The sequence below is a fragment of the Wolbachia endosymbiont of Rhagoletis cingulata genome (assembly GCF_048537655.1).
Classification (GTDB): Bacteria; Pseudomonadota; Alphaproteobacteria; order Rickettsiales; family Anaplasmataceae; genus Wolbachia; species Wolbachia pipientis.
In genome coordinates this window covers 78,741-102,636 of sequence record NZ_CP175927.1, presented here as the reverse complement: position 1 = coordinate 102,636, position 23,896 = coordinate 78,741, and the positions used below count along the sequence as shown (strand labels likewise).

Sequence of the window (23,896 nt, the reverse complement as noted above, 5' to 3'; positions counted from 1 at the left end):
GGATGAGCAATTCTTTAAATGCAAAAACGACTTTAAACATTGACGGGAAGTCATACAACTATTTTAGCCTAAGTAGTGCTAGTGAATTTTTAGGAATAGATGTGACTAAATTGCCTTGCTCACTTAAGGTTCTGCTTGAAAGTTTATTGCGCAATGAAGATGGAGTAAACGTAAAGCTAGATGACATAAGAGTACTAGCAGACTGCGTTAATAAACACACTAATCACGAAATTAGCTATAAACCAGCAAGGGTGTTGATGCAAGATTTTACAGGGGTTCCTGCTGTTGTTGATCTAGCTTCAATGCGGGACTATGTTAAGAAAAATGGAGGAAACCCAAGCAATATAAATCCGTCTGTACCGGTTGATCTTGTGATTGACCATTCTGTTCAAGTAGATAGTTATGGAAGTGTTTCCGCATTCAGTAAGAATGTTGAGTTAGAAGTAAAAAGAAATTTGGAGAGATATCAATTTTTAAAGTGGGGAGAATCGTCCTTCACAAATTTTAGAGTAGTGCCGCCTGGCACAGGGATTTGCCACCAAGTGAACCTTGAATATTTAGCGCAAGTTGTGTGTAATAATGATGGAGTCATATATCCTGATACTTTAGTTGGTACTGACAGCCATACTACAATGGTTAACGGGTTATCAGTTCTTGGTTGGGGTGTTGGAGGCATAGAAGCTGAGTCTGTGATGCTTGGTCAACCAATTAGTATGGTGATTCCAGAAGTAGTTGGATTTAAATTAATTGGCAGACTGCCGGAAGGAGTAACTGCGACTGATTTAGTGCTGACGGTTACCAATATCCTAAGAACAAAAGGCGTTGTTGGTAAGTTTGTAGAATTTTATGGTGATGGTTTAGATTATTTATCTTTGGCAGATAGAGCCACTATAGCAAACATGGCCCCAGAGTATGGTGCAACTTGTGGGTTTTTTCCAATTGATCAGAAAACACTCGATTATTTACATTTAACAGGGCGACCAGAAAAGCTGATTAAGTTAGTTGAGGCTTATGCGAAAGAGCAAGGATTGTGGCGTGGCAATAATGAGTTAGCATTTTTTGACGCACTAGAACTTGATTTATCGAGCGTGAAGCCAGTAATGGCTGGTCCTAAAAGACCACAAGATAAGGTTTTTCTTTCACAAGTGGCAGAGTCTTTTTCTAAATCATTTTCAGTTAATGAGTCAAAGGAAAGCGATAAACTCCAAGATGGAAGTGTAGTTATTGCAGCAATAACAAGCTGCACTAATACTTCAAATCCAAGTGTGATGATTGCTGCAGGTCTTGTAGCTCGTAATGCAATTAAACTTGGATTAAAATCAAAGCCTTGGGTTAAAACTTCTCTTGCTCCAGGGTCACAAGTTGTAACAGAATATTTAGAAAAGTCTGGATTGCAGGTAGATCTAAATGCTTTGGGTTTTAATCTAGTTGGATATGGTTGCACAACTTGCATTGGGAATTCTGGTCCACTTAATAAAGATATAGAAGATGGCATTAAAAACAAAAACTTAACCGTTGCTGCAGTTTTATCTGGCAATCGTAACTTTGAAGGAAGAATTCATCCGTTAGTCAAAGCTAATTACTTGGCATCTCCGCCACTTGTTGTTGCATATGCACTTGCTGGTACTGTGCAAATTGATCTGACAAAAGATTCAATATGCAAAGATAAGAATGGAAATGATGTCTATCTCAAAGATATATGGCCAACAAACAATGAAATCGAAGATTGTGTTAAAAGTGTGGTAACACGTGAGATGTTTATACAAAAGTATAAGGATGTTTTTTCTGGTGATGAACATTGGCGGAAGATAAAGTGTGAAAAAAGTGAAATCTATAATTGGGATGCAAACAGTACTTACATACAAAATCCGCCTTATTTTGATAACTTATCACCTAAAAATAATAAAATCGATATAAAGGGTGCACAAATATTAGCAATGTTTGGCGATAGCATAACTACTGATCATATTTCCCCTGCGGGAAATATTGCCTCGAGTAGTCCTGCCGGTCTATATTTAAAAGGGCTTGGAATTGAACCACGGGATTTCAATTCATACGGGTCTCGCCGTGGTAATCACAATGTAATGATGCGTGGGACTTTTGCTAACATTAGAATAAAAAATGAAATGGTTAGCACCGAAGGTGGATATACAAAATATATTCCTTCTCAAGAAACTATGCCAATTTTTGATGCGGCGATGCGCTACAAGGAAGCTCTCATCATTGTGGCAGGAAAGGAGTATGGCACAGGTTCAAGTAGGGATTGGGCAGCAAAGGGTACTTTATTGTTGGGGATTAAAGTTGTAATTGCAGAAAGCTTTGAGCGTATACATAGGTCCAACTTAGTTGGTATGGGTGTTCTTCCACTTATATTCCAAAATGGAATAACCAGAAAGATATTTGATGGTAGTAAGGTAATAAGCATAAAAGGTGAAATAGTGCCAGGTGGAAATCTAGAATGTATCATCAAAGGAAAGGATAATTCTGAACAATCAATTCAACTCAAATGCTGTGTACAAACCGCAACTGAGACTAAATACTTGATGTGTGGTGGAGTGTTGAGCTACATACTTGCACAATCTTTTTGATTTAGTGAAGTTATTGCATGGACTTCTTTTAGCCAGCCCTGATCCCTTTGTAAATAGCAATTTGCTCTGCGCAAAGTTATGATATAATTTCACCATACATATGGTGTCGGAGTATTTTTTGGAGATAATTATATATGATAAGCTCTATACAAGAACCTAATGAACTCAGAAAACGTTTACAAGGATTTTATCGTACTGATGAAAAGAGTTATATACGTTATCTTGTAGAAAAAGCAGAGCTTTCGGCTGATTCAAAAAATAGAATTTATAATATTGCAAAACAAGTTATTGAAAAAATCAAACACAATAAATTAAGTATTGTAGATTCCTTTATGCAGCAATACTCGCTTTCCAATGATGAAGGAATAGCATTGATGTGCCTTGCTGAATCACTACTTAGAATACCAGATGATTATACAATAGACGAAATAATCAAAGATAAAATTGCCAATCAGGAATGGAATAAATATTTAGGGCACTCTTCTTCGTTGTTTGTCAATGCTTCCACATGGAGCTTGATGATAGGTAGCAGTATATTGAGAGATAATGAAGGCGATTCGAAGTTCTATTACGCAATTTCTAAGTTACTTAAGAATTTAGGAGAACCGATCATTCGCAAAGCAGTAAAACAAGCAATGTCTATGCTTGGTAATCATTTTGTTGTTGGAGAAACCATAGAAGAAGCTTTAAGGTATGCAAAACTAGATGACAATAGTAAGTTTTTATACTCTTTTGATATGCTTGGCGAAACTGCTCACACAGCTGAAGATGCAGAAGAGTATTTTAATTCATACATGCACTCAATAAAAGCTATAGGTGAATCCACTGAAATAAATGATTGTTTTAAATCGCATGGAGTTTCAATCAAATTGTCTGCGTTACATCCACGTTATGAATTTGGTCAATTCGATAATATAGCTGAAGAGTTGAGAGCTAAACTGCTAGAGCTTTGTCATGAAGCAAAAAAATACAACATTTCATTATGCATAGATGCAGAAGAAACAGAAAGGCTTGAAATGTCCTTAATCTTGTTTGAACAATTACGGCTTGATGAATCACTTTCTGAGTGGGAAGGGCTTGGCTTGGCTGTGCAAGCATATCAAAAGCGCGCTTTATCTGTTCTTGACTTTGTTGAAGATGTTGCTATCCGATCAAAGCACAAAATTATGGTGAGGCTTGTAAAAGGTGCATATTGGGATTCAGAAATCAAGCGTACGCAAGAATTGGGATTAAATGATTACTCAGTATTTACAAGAAAAAGCTATACTGACGTATCTTACTTCGTGTGCGCACAGAAACTTTTGAGTAAACCAAACAGCTTTTACCCATGCTTTGGAACTCATAACGTCTATACTTTTGCTTCTATCATGGAACTTGCTGATAAAAACCACCCTGGATTTGAATTTCAACGCTTACATGGAATGGCAAAAGACTTATATGATTATGCAATGTCAGAGCTTGCAACAAATGTTAGCTGTCGTGTCTACGCACCCGTTGGGGAACATAGTGACTTGTTGCCTTATCTTATAAGACGCCTTCTTGAAAATGGAGCTAATAGTTCGTTTGTTAATCAAATAAGTGATCCTAACGTTAAAATCGATGAGTTAATTTCAGATCCACTGGAAAAAGCTATAAATTTTAATTATGAACCTCATCCAGGCATTCCATTACCACAAGATATTTTGGGACCAGAAAGAAAAAATTCCTTGGGGATGGATATTAGTGATTCTGTGATAGTCTCACAATTTGCAGATGATATAAAGGGTTTTAGTGAAAAAAAGTGGCAAATTGGACCAATAATTGATGGAAAAGCACTATTTGATAATGCTGAATTTATCGAAGTAGTGAATCCTGCACATTTGGAAAATGTAATTGGAGAAGTGTCAAGTGCAACAAGCGATCAAGCTTTAAACGCTCTTGAAATAGCACACAGTGCTTTTGCTAAGTGGCAGAATGTTTCAGCAGAAGAGCGCGCTAAATGCCTTGAAAAAGCTGCAGATTTGCTTGAGGAAAGGATGAAAGAGTTAATTTACATTCTGATTGTGGAAGCAGGAAAAATTTTATCCGATGCAATAGCAGAAGTAAGAGAGGCAATCGACTTTCTGCGTTATTATGCAATGATAGCAAAAAATGAACTGAGCGACTGGAAAAAATTGCCGGGCCCAACAGGTGAAGATAACTTCATCTTTTTTGAAGGCAGAGGAGTTTTCTTATGCATATCACCGTGGAATTTTCCGCTCGCTATCTTCATTGGGCAGGTCTCAGCTGCACTTGCAGCAGGTAATGCAGTGCTGGCAAAACCGGCAGAGCAAACGCCGATTATTGCCTACGAAGCTGTTAAGATACTACATGAAGCTGGGATACCAAAGAATGTGTTACACCTCATTCCTGGGGATGGTGGATATTTAGGCAAAATATTAGTTCCAGACAATAGAATTGCCGGAGTAGCTTTTACTGGCTCAACACAAACTGCTCAAATAATCAATAAAATGCTTGCAAATAGGGATGGTCCTATTGTGCCACTTATTGCTGAAACAGGAGGGCTCAATGCTATGATAGTTGATAGCTCTGCTCTTTTAGAGCAAGTGGCTATGGATGCTTTGCTTTCTGCGTTTCGTAGCAGTGGTCAACGCTGTTCTGCACTTAGAGTGCTGTTTATTCAAGAGGACATAGCAGAGAAGCAGATAAAAATGATATGCGGTGCAGCGCAAGAACTCAAGATTGGTGACCCAATACAACTTAGTACTGATATTGGTCCAATAATTGACAAAGCATCTATCGATATGCTAACTCAACATACGCAAAAAATGTCAGAGGACGAAGATTCAAATCTGTTATTTAAAGTACCCATGGATACAAATTCTCATAATGGTTATTTCTTTCCTCCATATATTTATGAGATACAAAAAATTTCGCAATTAAAGCAAGAAGTATTTGGTCCTATTTTACATATCATACGTTTTAACAAGTCACAATTAAATGAAGTTATAAGTGATATAAATAGTACTGGATATGGGCTTACGTTTTCTTTGCAGAGTCGTATACAAAGTCAAATTGACACTATAAGTAAAAAAATATCAGTTGGAAATGTCTACATCAACCGTAACCAGATAGGTGCAGCAGTTGGGATACAACCATTTGGTGGTAGAGGACTATCTGGCACTGGGCCAAAAGCTGGTGGTCCTCATTATTTACAGCGTTTTTCTACAGAAAAAGTTGTAAGTGTTAACACTACAGCATTTGGTGGTAACACTACACTTATGTGTTTGGATTAATTTGCGGGCCCTAATTTTTCTTACCCCTAAACTAGACGTTCGTGCAGTTATGTACACAGCGCTAAAACCCGAAAAGGACCAGCTCATGCACTGAAATAAATCGTATCCGTTCAGCCAATGGCGTCAACTTAAGAACTTTCATTAGCAAACTCTCCTAAAGACATGATGGCGTTTAGGCTTATCTACTTTATTGCGGCTGTCCCGGTCGGATTTTAACTTTAGCGCGTATACTTAAAAAGGGCTTGAAAGTTTTTTGGCGCAATAAGTACCTGATAGAGTTTCTGTCTCATTACACTAAATAAAACTGAAAAATTTAAACGATACTCAGTAATTTGATCTGGGTTCCAAGGCCCTTGTGCATCACATATATGAAGCGATAATATATTGCACATGACCAAGTTTGCCCAAAATTCTTGTAATACAGCCTCTCCAGAAAAATTCTCTAACTCTGCTCCTACTTTGAGTCGTTTATAGCACTCCTCTATGTGCCACCTTAACACATAAGCTTTGCTCCAAAGTCTCGGTCAAAAACTCTGTTTCTCAGTTGGCTAATGTCAGCACTATAACTCTTACTTTCTGTCCTTTCATTTTATTTTTTAGCTTTTCATTTTCTAATATAAAATCAAAATCTAATTCGCCAGCGTTCCCATAGCTTACTATAATTTCTTTTTTGCAAGCGAAAAATAAAATCTACTTCCAAATTATAATGCTGCTGAATGAATTTTACTGAAGACGATCATAGATAAATAATAATTTCTCTTGATTTAATAAACGCATTTGAGTGATAACTTCGGGTAATTGCTCTGCCGCCAACGTTTGTTCACCTATATTCCAAGCTGCAAGACGAGCACTGCAAATCAGCGAAGTACACAAATCAACAAACAAATTGCCAATGGTGCCTGTTGTTCCATTTGGTTCAAACTCGGATACAATTTCCCCAGAGCTGGGTAATCTCATACCAGAACCATCTGCTGCAATAAGTCTATAGCCTCTCCAACTCAGGTTCATCCTGATAGGCTGTTTGGATGCTTAAATTCTTGAAAGCCTGTATGGCAAATCTTATATCTTGCTTTAGAAAAAGCTTGCTTTGAGGGTACATGTCAATGGCTCCATAAGTTCACATTCTATTCCCAAACTTTTTTTAACTAACTTTAAAATCATAGAAAATACTGTCGAAAAAGGAAGTTTTCTTGTTCGTGTAAAACTCAACACAATGGATTTTCTGAAAAGTTTTCGAGTATATTATATTTTTAATTTGTAGAATAAGGTTTTTTCCTTTTTGCATATTTCACCTAAAAAGGACACATTTTAGACTTCTTTGTTGAAATAAAACAGAAACAAAAGTGCTGTCCCTTGCACTCTTTGGATAATTTAATGATAAAAAATTTGGAGAGAAATTTTATACACAATCTCTGACATTTTTCCTTAAGTTGACGCCATTGTGTGAACGGTTACGGTTTCCCGTCTTCACCATGCTATATAGAAAAAAGTCTGGATTCCAATTTGCATGACAATATGGAGTATCTGCTTCTTTCATCCCAGTGGGATCTTTTATTCCATTTTATCAACAGTTTGTTTTGCAGTATCAAACAATTTTAATCCTATAATCCCGAATGTAACTAAAATAAAGCATATTACTTCGAATAAATTAACTGGTTCATCAAATAGGTAAACTCCAAGTATCGAAGCTCCTATAGCGCCCACTCCAGTACAAATTGCATAGCATACTCCGATAGGTATAGAACGTGTAGCGAGCGAAAGTAAATATGTACTAAGAGCCATGGAGAGTATGCTAATTATTGATGGTACGAGATGAGTAAATCCATAACTATGCTTAAGTGTTATGACCCAGAACACTTCAATTAGTGACGATAAGAGTAAATATATCCAATTCATGCATAAATTTTTAGGTTTAAATAGAGAGCTTTAGCCCTATGCTTCCTATTACAATTAAAACGATACATAAAACTTGAGATAAATTAATATTCTCTGTGAAAGTGGTTGCACCAATTATAGTTATTCCAATTGTGCATATTCCAGAGGAAACTGCATAGCATACCCTAATAGGTAGAAAGCATACTGCAAGAGATAAAAAGTAAATGCTAATGATCATAATTACCAATGTTGCAATCGAAGGCACAACTTTAGTAAAACTGTTACTAAACTTTAGCGTTACAGCCCACAGTATCTCTAGGATACTAGACAGCAACAAATACAACCAGCACATTTTCGTAACATTTCAATCTTGTATTGTAACAGAAATTGTTAGTTAAAACTACACTAAAGTGCAATAGATCTCTCTTTCGGAATTGCTTTAATATCAAACTTAAAACAACATCCTAAAAAACTTTTCTACGAAATTCAATTCCTGCACGTCATTTGCTGCATAAAGTGGTGTAGTTTGTTGCTCAATACCTGGTATTTCTACAAAAACTTTGCCCACTTCTTGACCTTTTTTAATGGGTGCAGGTATCATATCTTTATATTCAATACGCACCTTAATTTGGTCATGCAATTTGCGGTTGTAAGTTATGGTAACATCGTTTGCAACTGTAATAGGCACTTTTCTATCTTTTCCATAGAGAACATTTACTTCCTCAACTACGCTGTCTTTAACGAATATTTTCTTAGTGTTAAAATGATTTAAGGAGTATTGTATCAATCTTTTTGCTTCTTCTATCCGCTCTTTCTCAGTGTTTAAACCATTTACGACAGCAAAAATTCTCCTATCATTTCGTTTTGCAGATGCTACAATGCCGTAACCACCAGCATTTGTATAACCGGTTTTTAAGCCATCAACCCCAATATCGTGAAAAAGTAGAAGATTTTTATTCTTTTGTACAATTTCATTATATGTCAAATATTGTTCGGAAAATAAATCATAATATTCAGGAAAATCGGTGAAAATCCTTTTTGCCAGCATTACCAAGTCTTTTGCGTTCATAAAATGATCTTCATCTGGCCACCCGCTTGAGTTGACAAAATGACTGTCATTCAGATTCAAATTTTGTGCAACTTCATTCATTTCAGCCACAAAATTCTCTTCTGATCCTGCAATGCCCTCGGCTAGTGTTATGCAGGCATCATTGCCTGAGACTATTGTAATTCCTTCAAGTAATTCCCTCACCGTAACGGATTGACCTTCTTTCAAAAACATAGAAGAGCCTCTCCTTTCCCACGCTTTTCTACTTACTCGAAATTTATCCTCCATGTGTATTATTCCAGCTTTTAGATAATCGAAGGCTATATATAAAGTCATTAGCTTGCTCATTGAAGATGGGGCCATTTTTTCATCAGAATTATGGTCAAAAATGAATGAGTCTGAAGCTAAATCTAAGACTACTGCTTGCTTTGCTTTGGTTCTAAACTGGTATGAGTATGAAGAAAAAGGAAGTATAAAAACTAATAGCAAAATTACCAATCTGCTTAACATATCTATAATTTTAAATTTATAGTGTACTAATTAATAGTATAATTTTACAGGGGCATTTCAATAGATCTCTTGCATAAAAATTCCTTGACAAACCTCGCCAGCCCCCTTATCATGAAACTGAAGCTATTTATTTATCTTCTCTGTACAGATTAAATGACAAAAAAACTCACGTATCTGGCGTCTCATGTTTAATTTTTTGCACTATGTGCACCTTATGTCTTTATAAAATTTCTAGGTTTTTACCTAATATAAGCTAAAATGCGCTTATAAAGCATTTAAAACATAAAAAAACGCCAACTTAAAAAATGGATAGTGAATAACTAGCTACCCTAGGGTTTCTTTTGCCTTTTTTTCTGTTTAGTAAATTTCTTAAACATTTATGACTAAAGGTTAGTTGCATTAAAAAGCAGCTAAATCGCGGTTATTAAGCGTTTAGAATAAAAAAACGCCATACTTGAAAGTATAATGTAAGTAATTAGCCAACCACGCGGCTTCTTTTGCCTTTTTTTTCGTTTGGTAAATTTCTTAAATATTTATAGCTAAACGACAACCGTCATCCCGCTACGTGTTAGCGGGATCTCTTGTTAGCGGCTGAGATACCGCGAATGAATCGCGGTATGACGGTTCGTGACGGTATGACGGTTCGCGGTGACATGACGATAACCTCGTCATCCCGCTACGTGTTAGCGGGATCTATGTTAAGGTATGGCGGTTAAATAAGGGATCTATGTTAAGAGATACCGTGAATGAATCGCGGTATGACGGTTCGTGACGGTATGACGGTTCGCGGTGACATGACGATAACCTCGTCATCCCGCTACGTGTTAGCGGGATCTATGTTAAGGTATGGCGGTTAAATAAGGGATCTATGTTAAGAGATACCGCGAATGAATCGCGGTATGACGGTTCGTGGCGATATGACGGTTCGCGGTGACATGACGATAACCTCGTCATCCCGCTACGTGTTAGCGGGATCTATGTTAAGGTATGGCGGTTAAATAAGGGATCTATGTTAAGAGATACCGCAAATGAATCGCGGTATGACGGTTCGCGGCGGGATTCCAGTGTCTGGGCACTGGGATGACAGGAAAAGGGGCTACTTGGATTACAGCAGATCACCTCTTCACAAAGATTTTATCAGTAATACGCATATCAATAATACTCCAATCGCTGAAAGTAAAATCAGTTGTATTGTGTAAGTGGTTTAAATAGTCCCATGCACTATAAGGGTTATCTTCAGGCAGTTTTACTGTGGAATCGTTATCAAGTATGATATTCCATCTTCTATTCCCTATATAAGCAAAAGAAGAAATGTGGTCACTTAATTGAGTTTTACTCTCTAACACATCTTTAACAAATTCTAGGTTTGATAATGAGTTTTGTCCTGTAATTACAACAAGATCATCTACTAGATAGTCATCTACGATCACTTTACCTTCAAAATCAATTATCGAGGTTTTGTTATTATCTTTCCAGAGAGCAAACGGTTTATGCTCATCTATATTAATGTGTAGAGTATTGGGCAAAATTCTGTGAACTCTTACGTGTTTTATCCATCTGCTTACGGATTGTATGTTACCGGCAAGTTTTGAAAGTGATATATACAGGATAGGTTGCGTTCTATCTGTCAAACTTAGAATATCCTTTTTGTTTGTAAATTTATTGCCGCTCACGACTACTTCGTCGATTGAAAATCCACTACTGAGTAATAAACTAGATAGGCAGTCATTGTACCAAGTAAAGTAGTAATTAAATCGATTTATTATTTTATCAAGTGAGCTGTAAAGTATTAGCGTAAGAAAAAGTGCTGTGATAACAACCAAGGCACACTTACGCAAAAAACTCCTTTGGCTTCTAGTAATACTGCTCAACATGACTTAAATCCCTAATATTTTTGTGCCGCAAACTATCTTCAATAATAATTTTAACTAATTCATTAAAATTGATTCCTTTTGCCAATTTTGCAATTTCTGGCACTAACGATAACTCAGTAAAGCCAGGATGTGTATTAATCTCAAGCATTTTTAAAGTGTTATTTTTAGGATTATAACGGAAATCTGAGCGGGAAATAGTTTTGCATCCTAAAAATTGATGTATTTTCAGTGCGTGTTCCAAGGTCATTTTATATATATTGTCAGGAATTTTAGCAGGAAATATATGTTCTGCAAATCCATCTGTATACTTTGCTTCATAATCATAGAATTTATTTTTTGGTCGTACTTCTATAGTGCCAATTGCTTCATCCAGCAATACAGCAGTATGTAACTCTATGCCCGGTATGTATTCTTCTACGATCATCTTTTCCATTATAGTAGAACTATTATTTTTCAGTTCTAAGTAATCCTCGTGCGAGAAAATTATGTACACTCCAATACTTGAACCTTCATTAATTGGTTTTAAGACGTACGGATAATCGATTTTAATATTATTTTTTAGTACATCTTCTCGGCTAATTACATAACCTTTTGGAGTGTCGATATTAAGGGATCGAAATATATGCTTTGACATCACTTTATTTATAGCAACGGCAGAAGCCATAACTCCTGAGTGTGTATATTTTATACCTAAGATTTCCAATAAACCTTGAATGCAGCCATCTTCACCATAAGGTCCATGCAGAGCGATAAAAGCAAGGCCCGGATTAATTTTTTTAAGCTTTTCAGCAATATTGCTGTCAACATCTATTTCTATTGCATTATATGAAAGGCTATCGAGCGCCTTCTTCACTGCTTTTCCGCTCATAAGCGATATTTCTCTCTCACAAGAAAATCCACCACTTAAAATTGCTATAGTTGGAATCATAAGCATTCTATGTTTTGCTATATAGCATACATAATGGTTACATTAAGCTTATTAAATACCTACTTTGGCTAACTATAAACTTTCTTCAAGCACTTTTTTTATCCACTTCAAATAGCGTGCTCTGCAACGGTAGTGGCGTGTTTGCTGCACCTTTATACTGTTCACAGATAAGCTTTTCTAAATCCTCAGCAGATTGTTCTTTTGCTTCTTCTTTTTTCACTACTCCACTAGTTACTAAATCAATTAAGGCTGTAGTGTGTATTATCATTCGATTATTTAGCTCAAATATCTTTTTTGTATCAAGTGAAGAGTTTCTAATTAAGGCAGATAGTGCATGCATATATTTGTCTATATCAGAAAGACTTTTGCTTATATCATAGTTGCTAACTAACATATATTCCTTCAAACGCTCAATTTCTTCTGGAGTAAACTTGTAAACTTCATCAAGTTTCCTTATTAAAGATATAGTAAGTATTCTACTTAGAACTCTCAATTCTCTAATAAATTGTACTCCTTCTCCTTCAGGATAAGACATTTCTTCTTTTTTATATTTCTTAAATAATTCTTGATCATAAGACTTTCTGAGATCTGACGTCATTGCCAATGCTAACTCTTTTGAACCTAGCTTAAAAACTTCGTTGAAGCTGCTTGCGTTGGCATCTTGTGCACTGCCTGCAGTAATTCCACAACTCCAAGAAATCTTTTCAAACAAGCTATGATACTCTTTTATCATCTCTTCCAGCAATATTTTAATATCATCTTCGGTTAACTCTACTGTTGATAATAGATCACATGCTTTTTCAAGATTACCGTTCGCTTGAAAAAGTAACCCTTCAATCTTTTTAATGGTTTCTCTTTTATTTATACTCATAACTTACCCCCAAGATTTAATGCTAACAGCTAGTTTTATAATCAAATATTTCAAAAGTCAATAAGCCTTTTTCCTTAATCCTTAAATTAATCGATACTAATTTATCAGCATAACAACTTAGATAACGCAACTATTTTCAGCAACCAAAAACAACAACCCTGAAATACAAAAAGTTTCTTTTCCTTCAGTAGCATTATTCTAAATTTTCATCAAAATAAGCTGTTTTATCCTTTTTTTCCTTATACTCTTCTGCAGTATAGAGGGGTTGCTTTTTAGCTGTGATATTTGGCCACTTTTGTGAGTATTCTACATTTATATCGTAAAATAACTTGAAAGTTTTTTGTTCGCTGCTCAGCAACTCTTCATCTAGTTCTAAAATATCTTTTATGGAATCATCAGTTACAATTGCATCTACTGGACACTCAGGTATGCACACTCCGCAATCAATACATTCATCTGGGTTAATCACGAGCATGTTTTTGCCTTCATAGAAGCAGTCAACGGGACATACTTCCACGCAGTCTGTATATTTACATTTTATGCATTTATCTGTAACAAAATGCGTCATAAAACACTGTATATTTGCATTATCTTGGGTACACTAAATTGATAAGAAATTCAAGCTTTTTATGAAGATAAATAAATTGAACAACAAAGAATTAGAAGTATGGTTAAGCCTGGCTAGAACCATAGGACCAATAAAGTTTTTTAGTATACTAAGAACACACGGATCGCTAGATGAGGTGCTAAAATATCTCAATAGGGTGGCTAATGATAAGGTGTATGGCATTCAAGATGCACGAGAAGAAATCAATAATGCAGAAAGAATTGGAGCTAAAATTATACCCGCATGTGACCCAGATTACCCTGATCTTTTAAGAAATATCCCTAGTTGTCCTCCTGTAATAACTGCGCTTGGTGATATATCATTATTAAGCCGTGAGATAATTGCAATAATCGGTGGGCGTAACTCTTCAATGAATGGAAGAAATTTTGCCAATAAGTTGGCACTTGATTTAAGCGAAGCTGGTTTTATTATCGTTTCTGGACTTGCAAGAGGAATTGATACTGCAGCAAACAGTGTAATATACAAAAATCATCCCACTATTGCTGTTACAGCAAGTGGAATTGATGTGGTGTATCCAAAAGAGAATTTTGATCTATACAAAAAAATCACTGGGAACGGTGGGTTAGTAATTACTGAGCTTCCATTTGCTACTAAACCAAAGCCTCAGTATTTTCCTCAAAGGAATCGAATTATATCTGGCCTATCGCTAGGTGTTGCAGTGATTGAAGCATCGAAACGTTCTGGCTCTCTAATAACAGCAGATTTTGCTTTAAATCAAGGGAGAGAGGTGTTTGCAGTTTCTGGTTTCCCTTTAGATTCACGCTGTAGTGGTAGTAATTATTTAATTAAAAACGGTGCTAAGCTTATCGAATCCGCTGATGACATAATAGAGAGTATTAGGTTTAGTTTACCTCCGCAGCAAAAAAACCTATTTGATGTTGAGCACCATTTTGTTAACCAAAAACAAGAAAAATTACAACAGGCAAAATCTGTTATAGTTGATCATATTAACTCTGTACCTGTTGATATAGATGAACTTATATTAGCAAGCGGACTTTCTACCAACATAGCTCTAATGGCTCTTTTAGAACTAGAGTTGGAAAACAAAATAGAGCGTTCACCGGGGAATAAAATATCGTTAATTTTCTAGATTACTTTAGCTATACTAGATGCTCGTACAGACATATGCTTGACACTGAAATGATGCCATTTGTTATAGGATTCTTAGTTGCTGATTTTAGAATTGATAAGAGAAAACTTTTTTTCAACTTGTTGTATAATTTTATAAAAGTGATCGAAATCTAAGCTTGCACTGCCAATTAAAACTCCTGATAAATTTGAGATACTGAGCAAATTTTCTATATTTTCTGAACTGACTGAACCACCATATATAATGTGTTTTTTACTAGTACACAATTTTATTACCTCTATCACCTTAGCAATTGCATCATTATTTGGCACATGACCTGTGCCTATTGCCCATATTGGCTCATATGCTACGGTATATTCACCGTGTGTTGGCAAACGGTTTTTGCATTGATATTCTATTACTTCTTTTGTTTTTTCATTCTTATAATCTTCTGAATTTTCACCCACACAGATAATTGGGTGTAAGCCTGATTCTATTGCTATTTCCGACTTAAGTTTTATTTCACTATCTTTTTCATTAGCCCTTTCAGAATGCCCAAGTATTACGTAAGTACACCCTAGTTCTTTTAACATTTCTGCACTAATTTCACCTGTGTAAGAACCGAACTTTTTATGATGGCAATTCTGTGCTCCTATATTAATATTATTGTTCAACTCTATACTGCTTGGAAATGACGTAAAAGGAGGGCAAATCACTAGCTTAGAGGTAATTTCGTTGCTCTTGTTGTTAAGTTTGCCTATAAAGTCAACAAATGAAGAACGCATTCCATTCATTTTCCAATTTGCTACTATTAAAAAGGACATCAACTTTACTTATATGGGCGAGAGTGCCGGCTGTCGGACTTGAACTGACAACCTACTGATTACAAGTCAGTTGCTCTACCAATTGAGCTAAGCCGGCGTTAAACACATTAATAATATACAATTATCAATGAATTTTCGTCAACTAATTTTTAAAATACTGTATAATGAAAATAATATGAAAAAATTTTTACTGAAGCCAAAAAAGAGTCTAGGGCAAAATTTTATTTTATCGAGTGAGATAACAAAAAAAATCGTCGCTTTAGCTGGTAGTCTGGAAAATTTTAATGTCATTGAAATTGGTCCTGGATATGGTGCATTAACAAGAGAAATATTGGTGCATAATCCAAAGTCTCTACTTTCTATAGAAAAAGATAGAGATTTAGTAAAACACCATGACCAACTGCTAAATGAGCATCAAGGAAAGTATAGAATTATAGAAGCGGATGCACTGCATATTATAGAAGAAGAGCTGATAGAGCGCCCAGTTAAAGTGATTGCTAACTTGCCTTACAATATCTCGGTAGCGTTATTTTTAAAGTGGTTAGATAGTATAAAATTTTTTACGAGTTTGACATTAATGTTTCAAAAAGAGGTAGCAGATCGCATTACAGCAAGACCCAATTCTAAAGATTATGGTCCTCTATCAGTGCTAAGCCAGTTACTATGCGATATAAAAAAGGAATTTGATATTGAACCTAAAGAGTTTTTTCCAAGACCAAAAATACATTCTTCAGTAATTACAGTAAATCCTTTGCCTACCCCAAAGTTTGTAGTAAACTTGGAAACCTTAATAAAATTAATACGTGCTGTTTTTGCTCAAAGAAGAAAGATGCTGAGAAATAGCTTGCAAAATATAACGAACCACGCTGAAACTGTCCTTGAAAACGCTAAATTGAGTGGAAATGAACGTCCAGAAAACTTAACTATTGAGCAGTTCTGTTTGCTGGCAAATAATGTAGAATGCTTATTGTGCAATAAAATGTATTAGCAACTATATAGCTTTTCTATCTCCTAAAAACAGTTAGAGCTATACAATTAAAGGCTCCTAGCTAATTTTGCCTATTGCAATTTAATTAATTGGCGTATAAGCTTTAAATAAAGCCTATGAAAAAAATGGAAGCTTGTTATTCGTTTGACGATATACTTCTTTTGCCAGCCTATTCTAATATATTGCCTTGCGATGCAGATACAAAAACTTATTTAACAAATAGTATAGAACTAAATATCCCTCTCATATCCTCTGCAATGGATACTGTTACTGAATCGGGCTTTGCAATAGCTATTGCCCAACATGGAGGGATAGGTTGCATACATAAGAATTTATCAATAGATGAACAAGTTTTAGAAGTGAGAAGGGTGAAAAAATATGAAAGTTGGATCGTGTATAACCCAATTACGATTTCACCGGATAAAACAGTTGCGGAAGCAATTTCATTAATGAGAGAGCACAATTATTCTGGCATTCCTGTAGTCGATCAACGCAAGTTAGTTGGAATTTTAACTAACCGAGATGTGAGATTTATTGAAGACCAGAACATGAATGTAAAAGTTTCCGAAGTGATGACAAAAGATAAGTTAGTGACAGTGCGGGAGCAGGGAGTGAATAGTGCCTCAGCAATGAAATTGTTGCATGAAAATAGAATAGAAAAGCTTTTGGTCGTAGATGAAAATTCTTGTTGTATAGGTTTAATTACGGTTAAAGACATTGAAAAATACAATAGATACCCAAATTCATGTAAAGACAGTAAAGGGCGTCTCAGAGTTGCCGCTGCAATTGGCACTGGTAAAAAAGATGGTATAGACAGATGTGAAGCTTTGATCGGAGAAGAAGTTGATGTAGTTGTTGTGGATACTGCTCATGGTCATTCCGAAAACGTTATCAATACCATTAGGGAAATAAAAAAGATGTATCCTAATACGCAATTAATTGGCGGAAACATTGCAACAAAGGAGGCTGCTGAAGCGTTGATTGATGCGGGTGTTGATGCAGTGAAGGTTGGAATAGGACCAGGATCAATCTGTACAACCAGAATAGTTACAGGTGTTGGTGTGCCACAATTCTCTGCAATCAAGAATGTTGCAGAGGCGTGTAGAGCAAGAAACGTCAGACTAATTGCTGATGGTGGGGTAAAATACTCAGGAGATGTTGCAAAAGCTATTGCAGCTGGTGCTGACTCTGTGATGATTGGTTCGATTTTTGCTGGCACTGACGAAAGCCCAGGTGAGATTATTATGTATAAGGGCAGAGCATATAAAGGCTATCGAGGAATGGGATCTATTAGTGCAATGAAACGAGGTTCAGCTAGCCGTTATTTTCAAGATAAAGATTCAAAACTCAAATTAGTTCCACAAGGAGTGGAAGGAAGAGTTCCATTCAAAGGTCCAGCTTCAGGAGTAATCCATCAATTGATTGGCGGATTGCAAGCTGCAATGGGGTATACTGGTAATAGGAATATAGAAGAGATGAAAAAAAATTGTAAATTTGTTACTATTACTGCATCAGGATTAAGAGAGAGTCACGCTCATGATATAGTCATTACACAAGAAGCTCCAAATTATGCTTATCAAACGTCCAATTTGTCAACCGATTCGGAGTAGTCCAGAAAAAGTAGAGAGAAAGTTAAAACGTTTTTGGAGTAAAATAAAACGTTTTTTCAAAATATGACAAATAGAAGAGAATATACAGCAGAATTCAAATTAGAAGCTGTTAAGCTGGTTAAAGAAACAGGTCAAGCAAGTACAAAAATAGCAAAAGATCTAGGTATAGATGGCAGTATGTTAAGTAAGAAAATATAATGGAAAAATGTCTGGAGCATACGCATTTCCAGGCAAAGGCTCCTTATGACAAAGAAAGATTTGATCTAAAAAAAGAGCTAATAAGAGAAAGAGACATCTTAAAAAAAGCCCTGGGCAAAGAAAAAGAGTAAAGTATTCTTTTATATAGAAATTGCTATAAAACACAGGAACTATGTAGGGTTTTGTACTGGTGGTATGGGTTGCTAAGGAAAAAAGCAGTAAAGAATTAGCAAAAGAAGGGCTTCTAGCAGATATTCAAAAAATAATCAAGCTTCTAAATGCAGATATGGAGCCCCTAAAATTCACGCTGAATTAAAAGCTTTAGGCAAAAATTAAAACAGTACAAAGTGTTATGCAAGAAAATGGCATTAAAGCCAAGTTTAGACGAAGGTTCAAAAATAAAAAACAGCAAATAAGCAACCGAGTTGTGGCTCCGAACACATTGGATCAAAATTTTACTACTGATCAGCCAAATAAAGTTTGGGATTACCTACATAAAAACTAAAGAAGGTTGTTGGCGGCAATAATTGACCTATATTCACGCATGGTGGTTAATGAGTAACATGATAATTAGTTATAGATTCTTTATTGATGGCCGTTGATAAACGCAAACCCGATAAAAATCTGCTGTTACATAGCGATCAAGGGTCACAGTATACCTCTCAAAATTACCAATTTCTATTGAATACAAAAAACATCATTTCCAGCATGAGCCATAAGGGCTGTTGTTACGATAACTCTGTTGCAGAAAAGTTCACTTAAAAGGGAGCTGCTTATTGATACTTCTCGCTCAACAAACCAGAACTACCATATTTGAATACATAGAAATCTTTTATAACAAATAACGTAGACATTCTACTATTAACTATTGCATTCCTGCACAATTTATTCTCATGATAAAAACGTCTTAACTTTCTCTCTACTTTTTCTGGGTAAGGTCAAATAGAGAATTTTACAAAAATCTATTTTTAACTTACAATCAATTATTACAATTTTAAACCTACAACTTATGTATAACAGACTTATAGTCAAATCTTTTTCAGTATTATGCATCTGTTTATTTGCTTTATACATAACACTGCCAAATTTCTTTGATAATAAGCTTTTTATTTCGAAAAAAAGAATAAACTTAGGCCTTGACCTGAAAGGAGGGGCATCTTTGCTTTTAAACATAGACTTAGACTTCTACTTTAAGGAAAAGCTAAGCATGCTAGCTAACGAAATAAAAGAGACATTGCTAACAAAAAATATTGAATCTAACGTACAAAATAGCGTTATAACTTTAAATAGTATTGATGATTATAAAAAAGCATCTGTGTTGATTAATGCGATAAATCCAAATTTAGAGCTAAATAGAAAAGATTCTTCGATTCTCATTTCGTATAAACCACATTATAAAAATTCTTTGATCAGTGAAGTAGCTGCAGAATCAATAAACAATGTCCAGCGCCGTTTGGACAAACTTGGCACAAAGGAAGTCAGCGTTCAAAAACAAGGGCAGAATAAAATATTAGTGCAGGTGCCTGGAGTAGAAGATACCAAGCAGATAAAATCTCTGCTTGGCAAAACTGCTAAGCTAGCTTTTCATTTGGCAAACACTAACATAGCCAAGGTGCAGGATATAGACCATGAAACCACTGTCATGCTCAAGGATTCTTTAGGTAATTCTTATCCAATATTCCGCAAAACTGAAATAGGTGGTGATTCGCTGGTTAACGCATCAGTTAGATTCGGCAATTTAGGTAAACCGACAGTGCATTTTAAATTTGACAGTATAGCGAGTAAAAGATTCGCGAAAATCACTAAAGAAAATGTAGGAAAGCCTTTTGCAATTGTTCTGGATAACACAGTTTTAACAGTACCTACAATACGTGAGCCAATTTTAAATGGAGAGGGAGAAATTAGCGGTAATTTCACTGAAAAACAAGCAAGCGAACTTGCAATACTTTTAAAATCTGGAGCACTGCCAGCACCACTTAAAATAATTGAAGAAAAAAACATTGGCCCAAGTCTTGGAGAAGAATCAATAAAGGCAGGGGAAATGGCAGCAACAATCTCTATTATAGCCGTGGCTTTATTTATAATCATCACTTACGGCAAATTAGGTGTATTGGCCTCTGTTGCACTTTTTTCTAATGTAGTTCTTATATTATCAATTCTCACTCTGCTTGAAGCAACTCTAACTTTACCTGGAATTGCCGGTATTGCACTTACTGTTGGTATGGCGGTGGATGCAAATGTTTTAATATTTGAGCGAATTCGTGAGGAAATCAAATCTGGCAAGAGAGTGGAACGTGCTATTGAAGAAGGGTTTAAAAACGCTATAAAGACAATACTGGATTCAAATATCACTACATTAATTGCTGCAGGAATAATGTTCATTATTGGCAGTGGAGCAATAAGAGGCTTTTCTGTCACTCTATCAATAGGAATTTTATGTTCGATGTTTTCTGCAATCACAGTCACAAAACTCCTGATAGAGTTGTGTATGAACCCGAAGGAACTAGCGCTTTGAATTAAGGATTTAGATCTCAGTCAACCACCTTCATTCCCACAACGTTATATCCTGAATCAACGTGCAAAATTTCTCCAGTAGTGCCACTACTTAAGTCGCTTAATAAGTATAACGCTGCCTTGCCAACATCCTCTATTGTAACATTGCGTCTGAGCGGAGAGTTATTTCTATTCCATTCTGATATGGAGTGAAAATCGCTTATTCCAGAAGATGCTAAAGTTCTGATTGGACCAGCGGAAATTGCATTTACTCTGATATTTTGTGGCCCGAGGTCACATGCTATATATTTTACACTTGCTTCAAGTGCCGCTTTACATAAACCCATAACGTTATAATTTGGCATAACTTTTTCAGCGCCATAATAAGATAAAGTAAGTAAACTACCACCATTTGACATCATTTTTTCAGCCCTTTGCGCTAAAGCAGTAAAAGAATAGCACGATATATGCATTGCATTGAGGAAGTTATCCAGTGAAGTATTGACATATTTACCATCTAACTCATTTTTATCGGAGAATGCTATTGCATGCACCAAAAAGTCAAGAGTACCCCATTTTTTCTCTATTATTTCGAAAGCGTTATCTATGATTTTTTCATTTGAAACGTCGCAGTGTAATATTAGCTCCACATTTAGTTCATCTGCTATTGGTGATAGTTTTTCTTCTATTATTTCATTCTGGTAGGTGATTGCAAGTTCTGCTCCGTGCTCTGAGAGAGTTTTTGCTATACCGTATGCTATTGATCTCTTATTTATTATTCCGGTTATTAATCCCTTTTTGCCTTGTAATAGACTTGTCGTCATAGAACTATCTGTTTTTTTATAATTTGGAATATTAACTAGGTAAAGTCAAGATATCACTATGTTTTAAAATATTTTTTGCAGTAACTTGAAGTCTATAAACAGTAATCTTGATTCTTCTACAACAAAGCCATTCCATATGACATTCTGCCTATACCCAATTAAGCATATTAATAAGTAAGTAAATCTTAATATAATCTTATTATACTTATAAATACGCTGTATAGAATGAAAGTATGGATGATTTCATAACTGCAAGAAGAAAAGATGATGCTGTGGTATCTGTTTGTCAGGATAATAAGAAAAAAAACGTGTTAATTTTAGGGCTCAATCAAGTTGCAAGGGATTTGTTAAAATATGAAGAGAAGAATTTGCTTAATAAGCCATTAATTAATATCTTAAGCACAAGAGCAGCTGACAACGTGAAGAATTATTTAGAGTATACCGAAAATGGACACGATTTACTTGATATACTACCTAAAGTGATAGATTTTTCCTTAATTGATGCTAAGGGAGAAGATATCAGGACAAAAGTAAAAGTTTTCCGCACTGCACAATTTGCCAGTAATAAAATAAATTATGAGCTATTAATACGTGATATCAGTTTGTCCCATAAACTAGGAATCTTTAGAGATAAATATCTAATGGGTAAAAAATATAAAAACCATGACTTATTCGATATACCGGGCAATGAGTCCACTATTCTAGAGTTATACGTTATATTAAATTTTGCCTTTCAACATCAAATTAATGCAGCTATAGGAGTGATTGGCTTAAATAGTAGCTGTAGTGAGACAAATAATGCACTGAAAGTTATCATAGAACATTTTTATAAAAATTGCCGTAGTGATGATTTTCTAGGGTATATTGATGAGAATAAAGTGCTTTTTGTTTTGATTAACTGCGATGTAAAAAGTATATCTAAAATAATTAATCGTATACATTCTGCCATTAATAAGCAGTTATTAAAGCGAAAATTACCAAGTGTATCAATAATTTATGGGAATATAGCTCAAAAACAGGCAGCAAAATCTACCAGCGGTGCCTTCTGAAAAGTTGTTTTTTATTTATATTGAGTTTAAACTTAAATTTTTATAAAGATTTAAGTTTATTTATGAAGTTAAAGTACTACCTGGTAGCACTGCTTTCATCATTGTTTTTGCAGAATAGTGCTAGCTCTAAAACAATTTTGGATAAGGAAATATTTTATGCAGAACTAGACGGAAAAATAGATTTGAGATTCGGCTACGCCTTCAACAGAGATTCTTTCAATGCTAAGCCTAAGGATAAAACTTCAAGTTATTCATACTTGCGCTTTCTTTATTTACAGCAAGTTTATCCAAATACTCAAATGGGGGTTAATGTTAAGGCAGGGGTTTCTGGTATTGCAAACCTAAAAGCGTTAGACATAGAAAAGTTAGACATGGAGGAATGGTATTTTATCATAAAAAACCAGGAACTTGGATCAATTGAATATGGTAAAAGAAGTTTAGTTGGTCAGAGCATGTTAATTAACACTTCAAAAATTTATGCAGCTGCTGGAGGAGTAAATGGTCATTGGACAAACTATGCAAATTTGCGCGGTGATCATAAAAAAGATGGTGACCCTGGATATAATCAAGACAAGGTGTTCTGGGTCAAGCCCAATATTTATAGCGATTATAATGAACTCGAACTAGGGTTAAAACAATCATCAATTAACTACATCTCCCCTGAAATCTATAACTTTCAACTCGGATTCAGTTATGTTCCAGGAAAAAATAACTTACAGTACAGCAATTTAATTGCTGCTGGCCTTTCCTATAAAAACAGCTTGTCAAATGATATAGGTTTTACTACTGCTTTGACTGGTGAATTTGCAAGAGAAAATTTAACTGGTTGCTCAGATGGAACTTCTAAAAATTATGAATGTCGCAATCAATTACTGCACTGGAATTTTGGTTTGAAGCTAAAATTGTTCGATCTTGATTGCATTTTTTCGTATGGTAATAGTGGTGAATCTGGTGAGAGGCGTAATCCTGAAATAAATAATACGTATTATATGAATGCAGGTATCGCTTACCATTCTGATTCTTACAAATCAAGCTTAACATATTTTAGTAGTGGTAGGGATATTGCAGGCGAAGGTACAAACGAGTTAACATCATATGCTTTAAGCCTTGAAAATTCTCTTTTTTTAGGTACTTCATACTATTTCGATATTGTAAAATTTAGTACCAAAGAACCTAAAATAGAAAATAACAACTCTGGTTATGTGCTCTTGGCTGGACTGAAATTAAGTTTTTAATATTGCCTC

Annotated in this window: 17 protein-coding genes, 1 tRNA gene and 2 pseudogenes; 9 read left to right on the top strand and 11 right to left on the bottom strand. The window is 35.3% G+C overall.

What is annotated here, in order from left to right:
* The first annotated feature begins 2 nt into the window (after positions 1–2).
* Together acnA and putA are read left to right on the top strand one after the other, a co-directional pair.
* Positions 3–2,588, top strand: a complete 2,586-nt coding sequence (gene acnA / locus ACJZL3_RS00445) for an aconitate hydratase AcnA (RefSeq protein ID WP_419198799.1) — start codon at positions 3–5, stop codon at positions 2,586–2,588.
* Positions 2,589–2,722: 134 nt separating this feature from the next.
* The gene (putA, locus tag ACJZL3_RS00440) at positions 2,723–5,863 is read left to right on the top strand and encodes a bifunctional proline dehydrogenase/L-glutamate gamma-semialdehyde dehydrogenase PutA (RefSeq protein WP_190321123.1); all 3,141 of its coding nucleotides are present in this window, start codon (positions 2,723–2,725) and stop codon (positions 5,861–5,863) included.
* Positions 5,864–6,004: 141 nt separating this feature from the next.
* Here the strand turns inward: putA and ACJZL3_RS00435 are convergent.
* The 8 genes and pseudogenes from ACJZL3_RS00435 to ACJZL3_RS00400 form a co-directional block, all read right to left on the bottom strand.
* Positions 6,005–7,148: pseudogene (locus ACJZL3_RS00435) on the bottom strand (transposase).
* Positions 7,149–7,414: 266 nt separating this feature from the next.
* Positions 7,415–7,759: a DMT family transporter gene (locus ACJZL3_RS00430; protein WP_419198798.1), complete on the bottom strand. Its 345-nt coding sequence runs from the start codon at positions 7,757–7,759 to the stop codon at positions 7,415–7,417.
* Between the two features lie 16 nt (positions 7,760–7,775).
* On the bottom strand, positions 7,776–8,075 hold the full coding sequence (locus ACJZL3_RS00425; RefSeq protein WP_419198797.1) for a DMT family transporter: 300 nt from the start codon (positions 8,073–8,075) through the stop codon (positions 7,776–7,778).
* Positions 8,076–8,189: 114 nt separating this feature from the next.
* Positions 8,190–9,296, bottom strand: a complete 1,107-nt coding sequence (locus tag ACJZL3_RS00420) for a D-alanyl-D-alanine carboxypeptidase family protein (protein ID WP_010082605.1) — start codon at positions 9,294–9,296, stop codon at positions 8,190–8,192.
* Positions 9,297–10,411: 1,115 nt separating this feature from the next.
* Positions 10,412–11,170 carry a cell division protein FtsQ/DivIB gene (locus ACJZL3_RS00415; RefSeq protein WP_419198796.1) on the bottom strand — a complete coding sequence of 253 codons (759 nt, stop codon included), beginning with the start codon at positions 11,168–11,170 and terminating at the stop codon, positions 10,412–10,414.
* Positions 11,151–12,104 carry a D-alanine--D-alanine ligase gene (locus ACJZL3_RS00410; RefSeq protein ID WP_419198795.1) on the bottom strand — a complete coding sequence of 318 codons (954 nt, stop codon included), beginning with the start codon at positions 12,102–12,104 and terminating at the stop codon, positions 11,151–11,153. The genes ACJZL3_RS00415 and ACJZL3_RS00410 overlap by 20 nt, the downstream gene beginning before the upstream one ends.
* A 79-nt stretch (positions 12,105–12,183) precedes the next feature.
* Positions 12,184–12,969 carry a hypothetical protein gene (locus tag ACJZL3_RS00405; protein ID WP_010082602.1) on the bottom strand — a complete coding sequence of 262 codons (786 nt, stop codon included), beginning with the start codon at positions 12,967–12,969 and terminating at the stop codon, positions 12,184–12,186.
* A gap of 193 nt (positions 12,970–13,162) precedes the next feature.
* Positions 13,163–13,537, bottom strand: coding sequence for a ferredoxin family protein (locus tag ACJZL3_RS00400; RefSeq protein ID WP_010082601.1), 375 nt, complete (start codon positions 13,535–13,537; stop codon positions 13,163–13,165).
* Positions 13,538–13,598: 61 nt separating this feature from the next.
* Here ACJZL3_RS00400 and dprA point away from each other — a divergent pair, with 61 nt between their 5' ends.
* Entirely contained in the window at positions 13,599–14,687 is a 1,089-nt protein-coding gene (dprA, locus tag ACJZL3_RS00395; RefSeq protein WP_038199450.1) for a DNA-processing protein DprA, read from the top strand.
* 74 nt (positions 14,688–14,761) lie between these two features.
* Here the strand turns inward: dprA and ACJZL3_RS00390 are convergent, their stop codons facing one another.
* Positions 14,762–15,490, bottom strand: coding sequence for a triosephosphate isomerase (locus tag ACJZL3_RS00390; protein ID WP_015588848.1), 729 nt, complete (start codon positions 15,488–15,490; stop codon positions 14,762–14,764).
* A 24-nt stretch (positions 15,491–15,514) separates the two neighbouring features.
* Positions 15,515–15,587: transfer RNA gene (locus ACJZL3_RS00385), tRNA-Thr, on the bottom strand.
* Positions 15,588–15,665: 78 nt separating this feature from the next.
* Here ACJZL3_RS00385 and rsmA point away from each other — a divergent pair.
* From rsmA to secD, 4 genes and pseudogenes are all read left to right on the top strand, one after another.
* Positions 15,666–16,478, top strand: a complete 813-nt coding sequence (gene rsmA / locus ACJZL3_RS00380; RefSeq protein WP_038228092.1) for a 16S rRNA (adenine(1518)-N(6)/adenine(1519)-N(6))-dimethyltransferase RsmA — start codon at positions 15,666–15,668, stop codon at positions 16,476–16,478.
* Between the two features lie 116 nt (positions 16,479–16,594).
* Positions 16,595–18,088: an IMP dehydrogenase gene (gene guaB / locus ACJZL3_RS00375; RefSeq protein WP_065095043.1), complete on the top strand. Its 1,494-nt coding sequence runs from the start codon at positions 16,595–16,597 to the stop codon at positions 18,086–18,088.
* Between the two features lie 63 nt (positions 18,089–18,151).
* Positions 18,152–19,131: pseudogene (locus ACJZL3_RS00370) on the top strand (IS3 family transposase).
* A 164-nt stretch (positions 19,132–19,295) separates the two neighbouring features.
* Positions 19,296–20,801 (top strand): protein translocase subunit SecD, encoded by a 1,506-nt coding sequence (secD, locus tag ACJZL3_RS00365; protein ID WP_038199447.1) that lies wholly within the window; start codon positions 19,296–19,298, stop codon positions 20,799–20,801.
* Between the two features lie 16 nt (positions 20,802–20,817).
* Here secD and ACJZL3_RS00360 read toward each other — a convergent pair whose 3' ends face one another.
* Positions 20,818–21,603, bottom strand: a complete 786-nt coding sequence (locus tag ACJZL3_RS00360; protein WP_419198793.1) for an enoyl-ACP reductase FabI — start codon at positions 21,601–21,603, stop codon at positions 20,818–20,820.
* Between the two features lie 233 nt (positions 21,604–21,836).
* Here ACJZL3_RS00360 and ACJZL3_RS00355 point away from each other — a divergent pair, with 233 nt between their 5' ends.
* Complete coding sequence (locus ACJZL3_RS00355; RefSeq protein WP_010962355.1) at positions 21,837–22,652, top strand: PAS domain-containing protein; 816 nt, start codon at positions 21,837–21,839, stop codon at positions 22,650–22,652.
* Positions 22,653–22,714: 62 nt separating this feature from the next.
* Positions 22,715–23,887, top strand: coding sequence for a porin (locus tag ACJZL3_RS00350; protein ID WP_419198791.1), 1,173 nt, complete (start codon positions 22,715–22,717; stop codon positions 23,885–23,887).
* The last annotated feature ends 9 nt before the right edge of the window (positions 23,888–23,896 follow it).

What these genes read in the sequence shown, in the direction of transcription:
- guaB (WP_065095043.1), top strand. Translation starts at nt 16,595, where the DNA reads ATGAAAAAAATGGAAGCTTGTTATTCGTTTGACGATATACTTCTTTTG.
- dprA (WP_038199450.1), top strand. Translation starts at nt 13,599, where the DNA reads ATGAAGATAAATAAATTGAACAACAAAGAATTAGAAGTATGGTTAAGC.
- ACJZL3_RS00390 (WP_015588848.1), bottom strand. Translation starts at nt 15,490, where the DNA reads ATGTCCTTTTTAATAGTAGCAAATTGGAAAATGAATGGAATGCGTTCT.
- ACJZL3_RS00350 (WP_419198791.1), top strand. Translation starts at nt 22,715, where the DNA reads ATGAAGTTAAAGTACTACCTGGTAGCACTGCTTTCATCATTGTTTTTG.
- ACJZL3_RS00420 (WP_010082605.1), bottom strand. Translation starts at nt 9,296, where the DNA reads ATGTTAAGCAGATTGGTAATTTTGCTATTAGTTTTTATACTTCCTTTT.
- acnA (WP_419198799.1), top strand. Translation starts at nt 3, where the DNA reads ATGAGCAATTCTTTAAATGCAAAAACGACTTTAAACATTGACGGGAAG.
- ACJZL3_RS00355 (WP_010962355.1), top strand. Translation starts at nt 21,837, where the DNA reads ATGGATGATTTCATAACTGCAAGAAGAAAAGATGATGCTGTGGTATCT.
- rsmA (WP_038228092.1), top strand. Translation starts at nt 15,666, where the DNA reads ATGAAAAAATTTTTACTGAAGCCAAAAAAGAGTCTAGGGCAAAATTTT.
- ACJZL3_RS00430 (WP_419198798.1), bottom strand. Translation starts at nt 7,759, where the DNA reads ATGAATTGGATATATTTACTCTTATCGTCACTAATTGAAGTGTTCTGG.
- ACJZL3_RS00405 (WP_010082602.1), bottom strand. Translation starts at nt 12,969, where the DNA reads ATGAGTATAAATAAAAGAGAAACCATTAAAAAGATTGAAGGGTTACTT.
- ACJZL3_RS00410 (WP_419198795.1), bottom strand. Translation starts at nt 12,104, where the DNA reads ATGCTTATGATTCCAACTATAGCAATTTTAAGTGGTGGATTTTCTTGT.
- ACJZL3_RS00415 (WP_419198796.1), bottom strand. Translation starts at nt 11,170, where the DNA reads ATGTTGAGCAGTATTACTAGAAGCCAAAGGAGTTTTTTGCGTAAGTGT.
- ACJZL3_RS00360 (WP_419198793.1), bottom strand. Translation starts at nt 21,603, where the DNA reads ATGACGACAAGTCTATTACAAGGCAAAAAGGGATTAATAACCGGAATA.
- ACJZL3_RS00400 (WP_010082601.1), bottom strand. Translation starts at nt 13,537, where the DNA reads ATGACGCATTTTGTTACAGATAAATGCATAAAATGTAAATATACAGAC.
- secD (WP_038199447.1), top strand. Translation starts at nt 19,296, where the DNA reads ATGTATAACAGACTTATAGTCAAATCTTTTTCAGTATTATGCATCTGT.
- putA (WP_190321123.1), top strand. Translation starts at nt 2,723, where the DNA reads ATGATAAGCTCTATACAAGAACCTAATGAACTCAGAAAACGTTTACAA.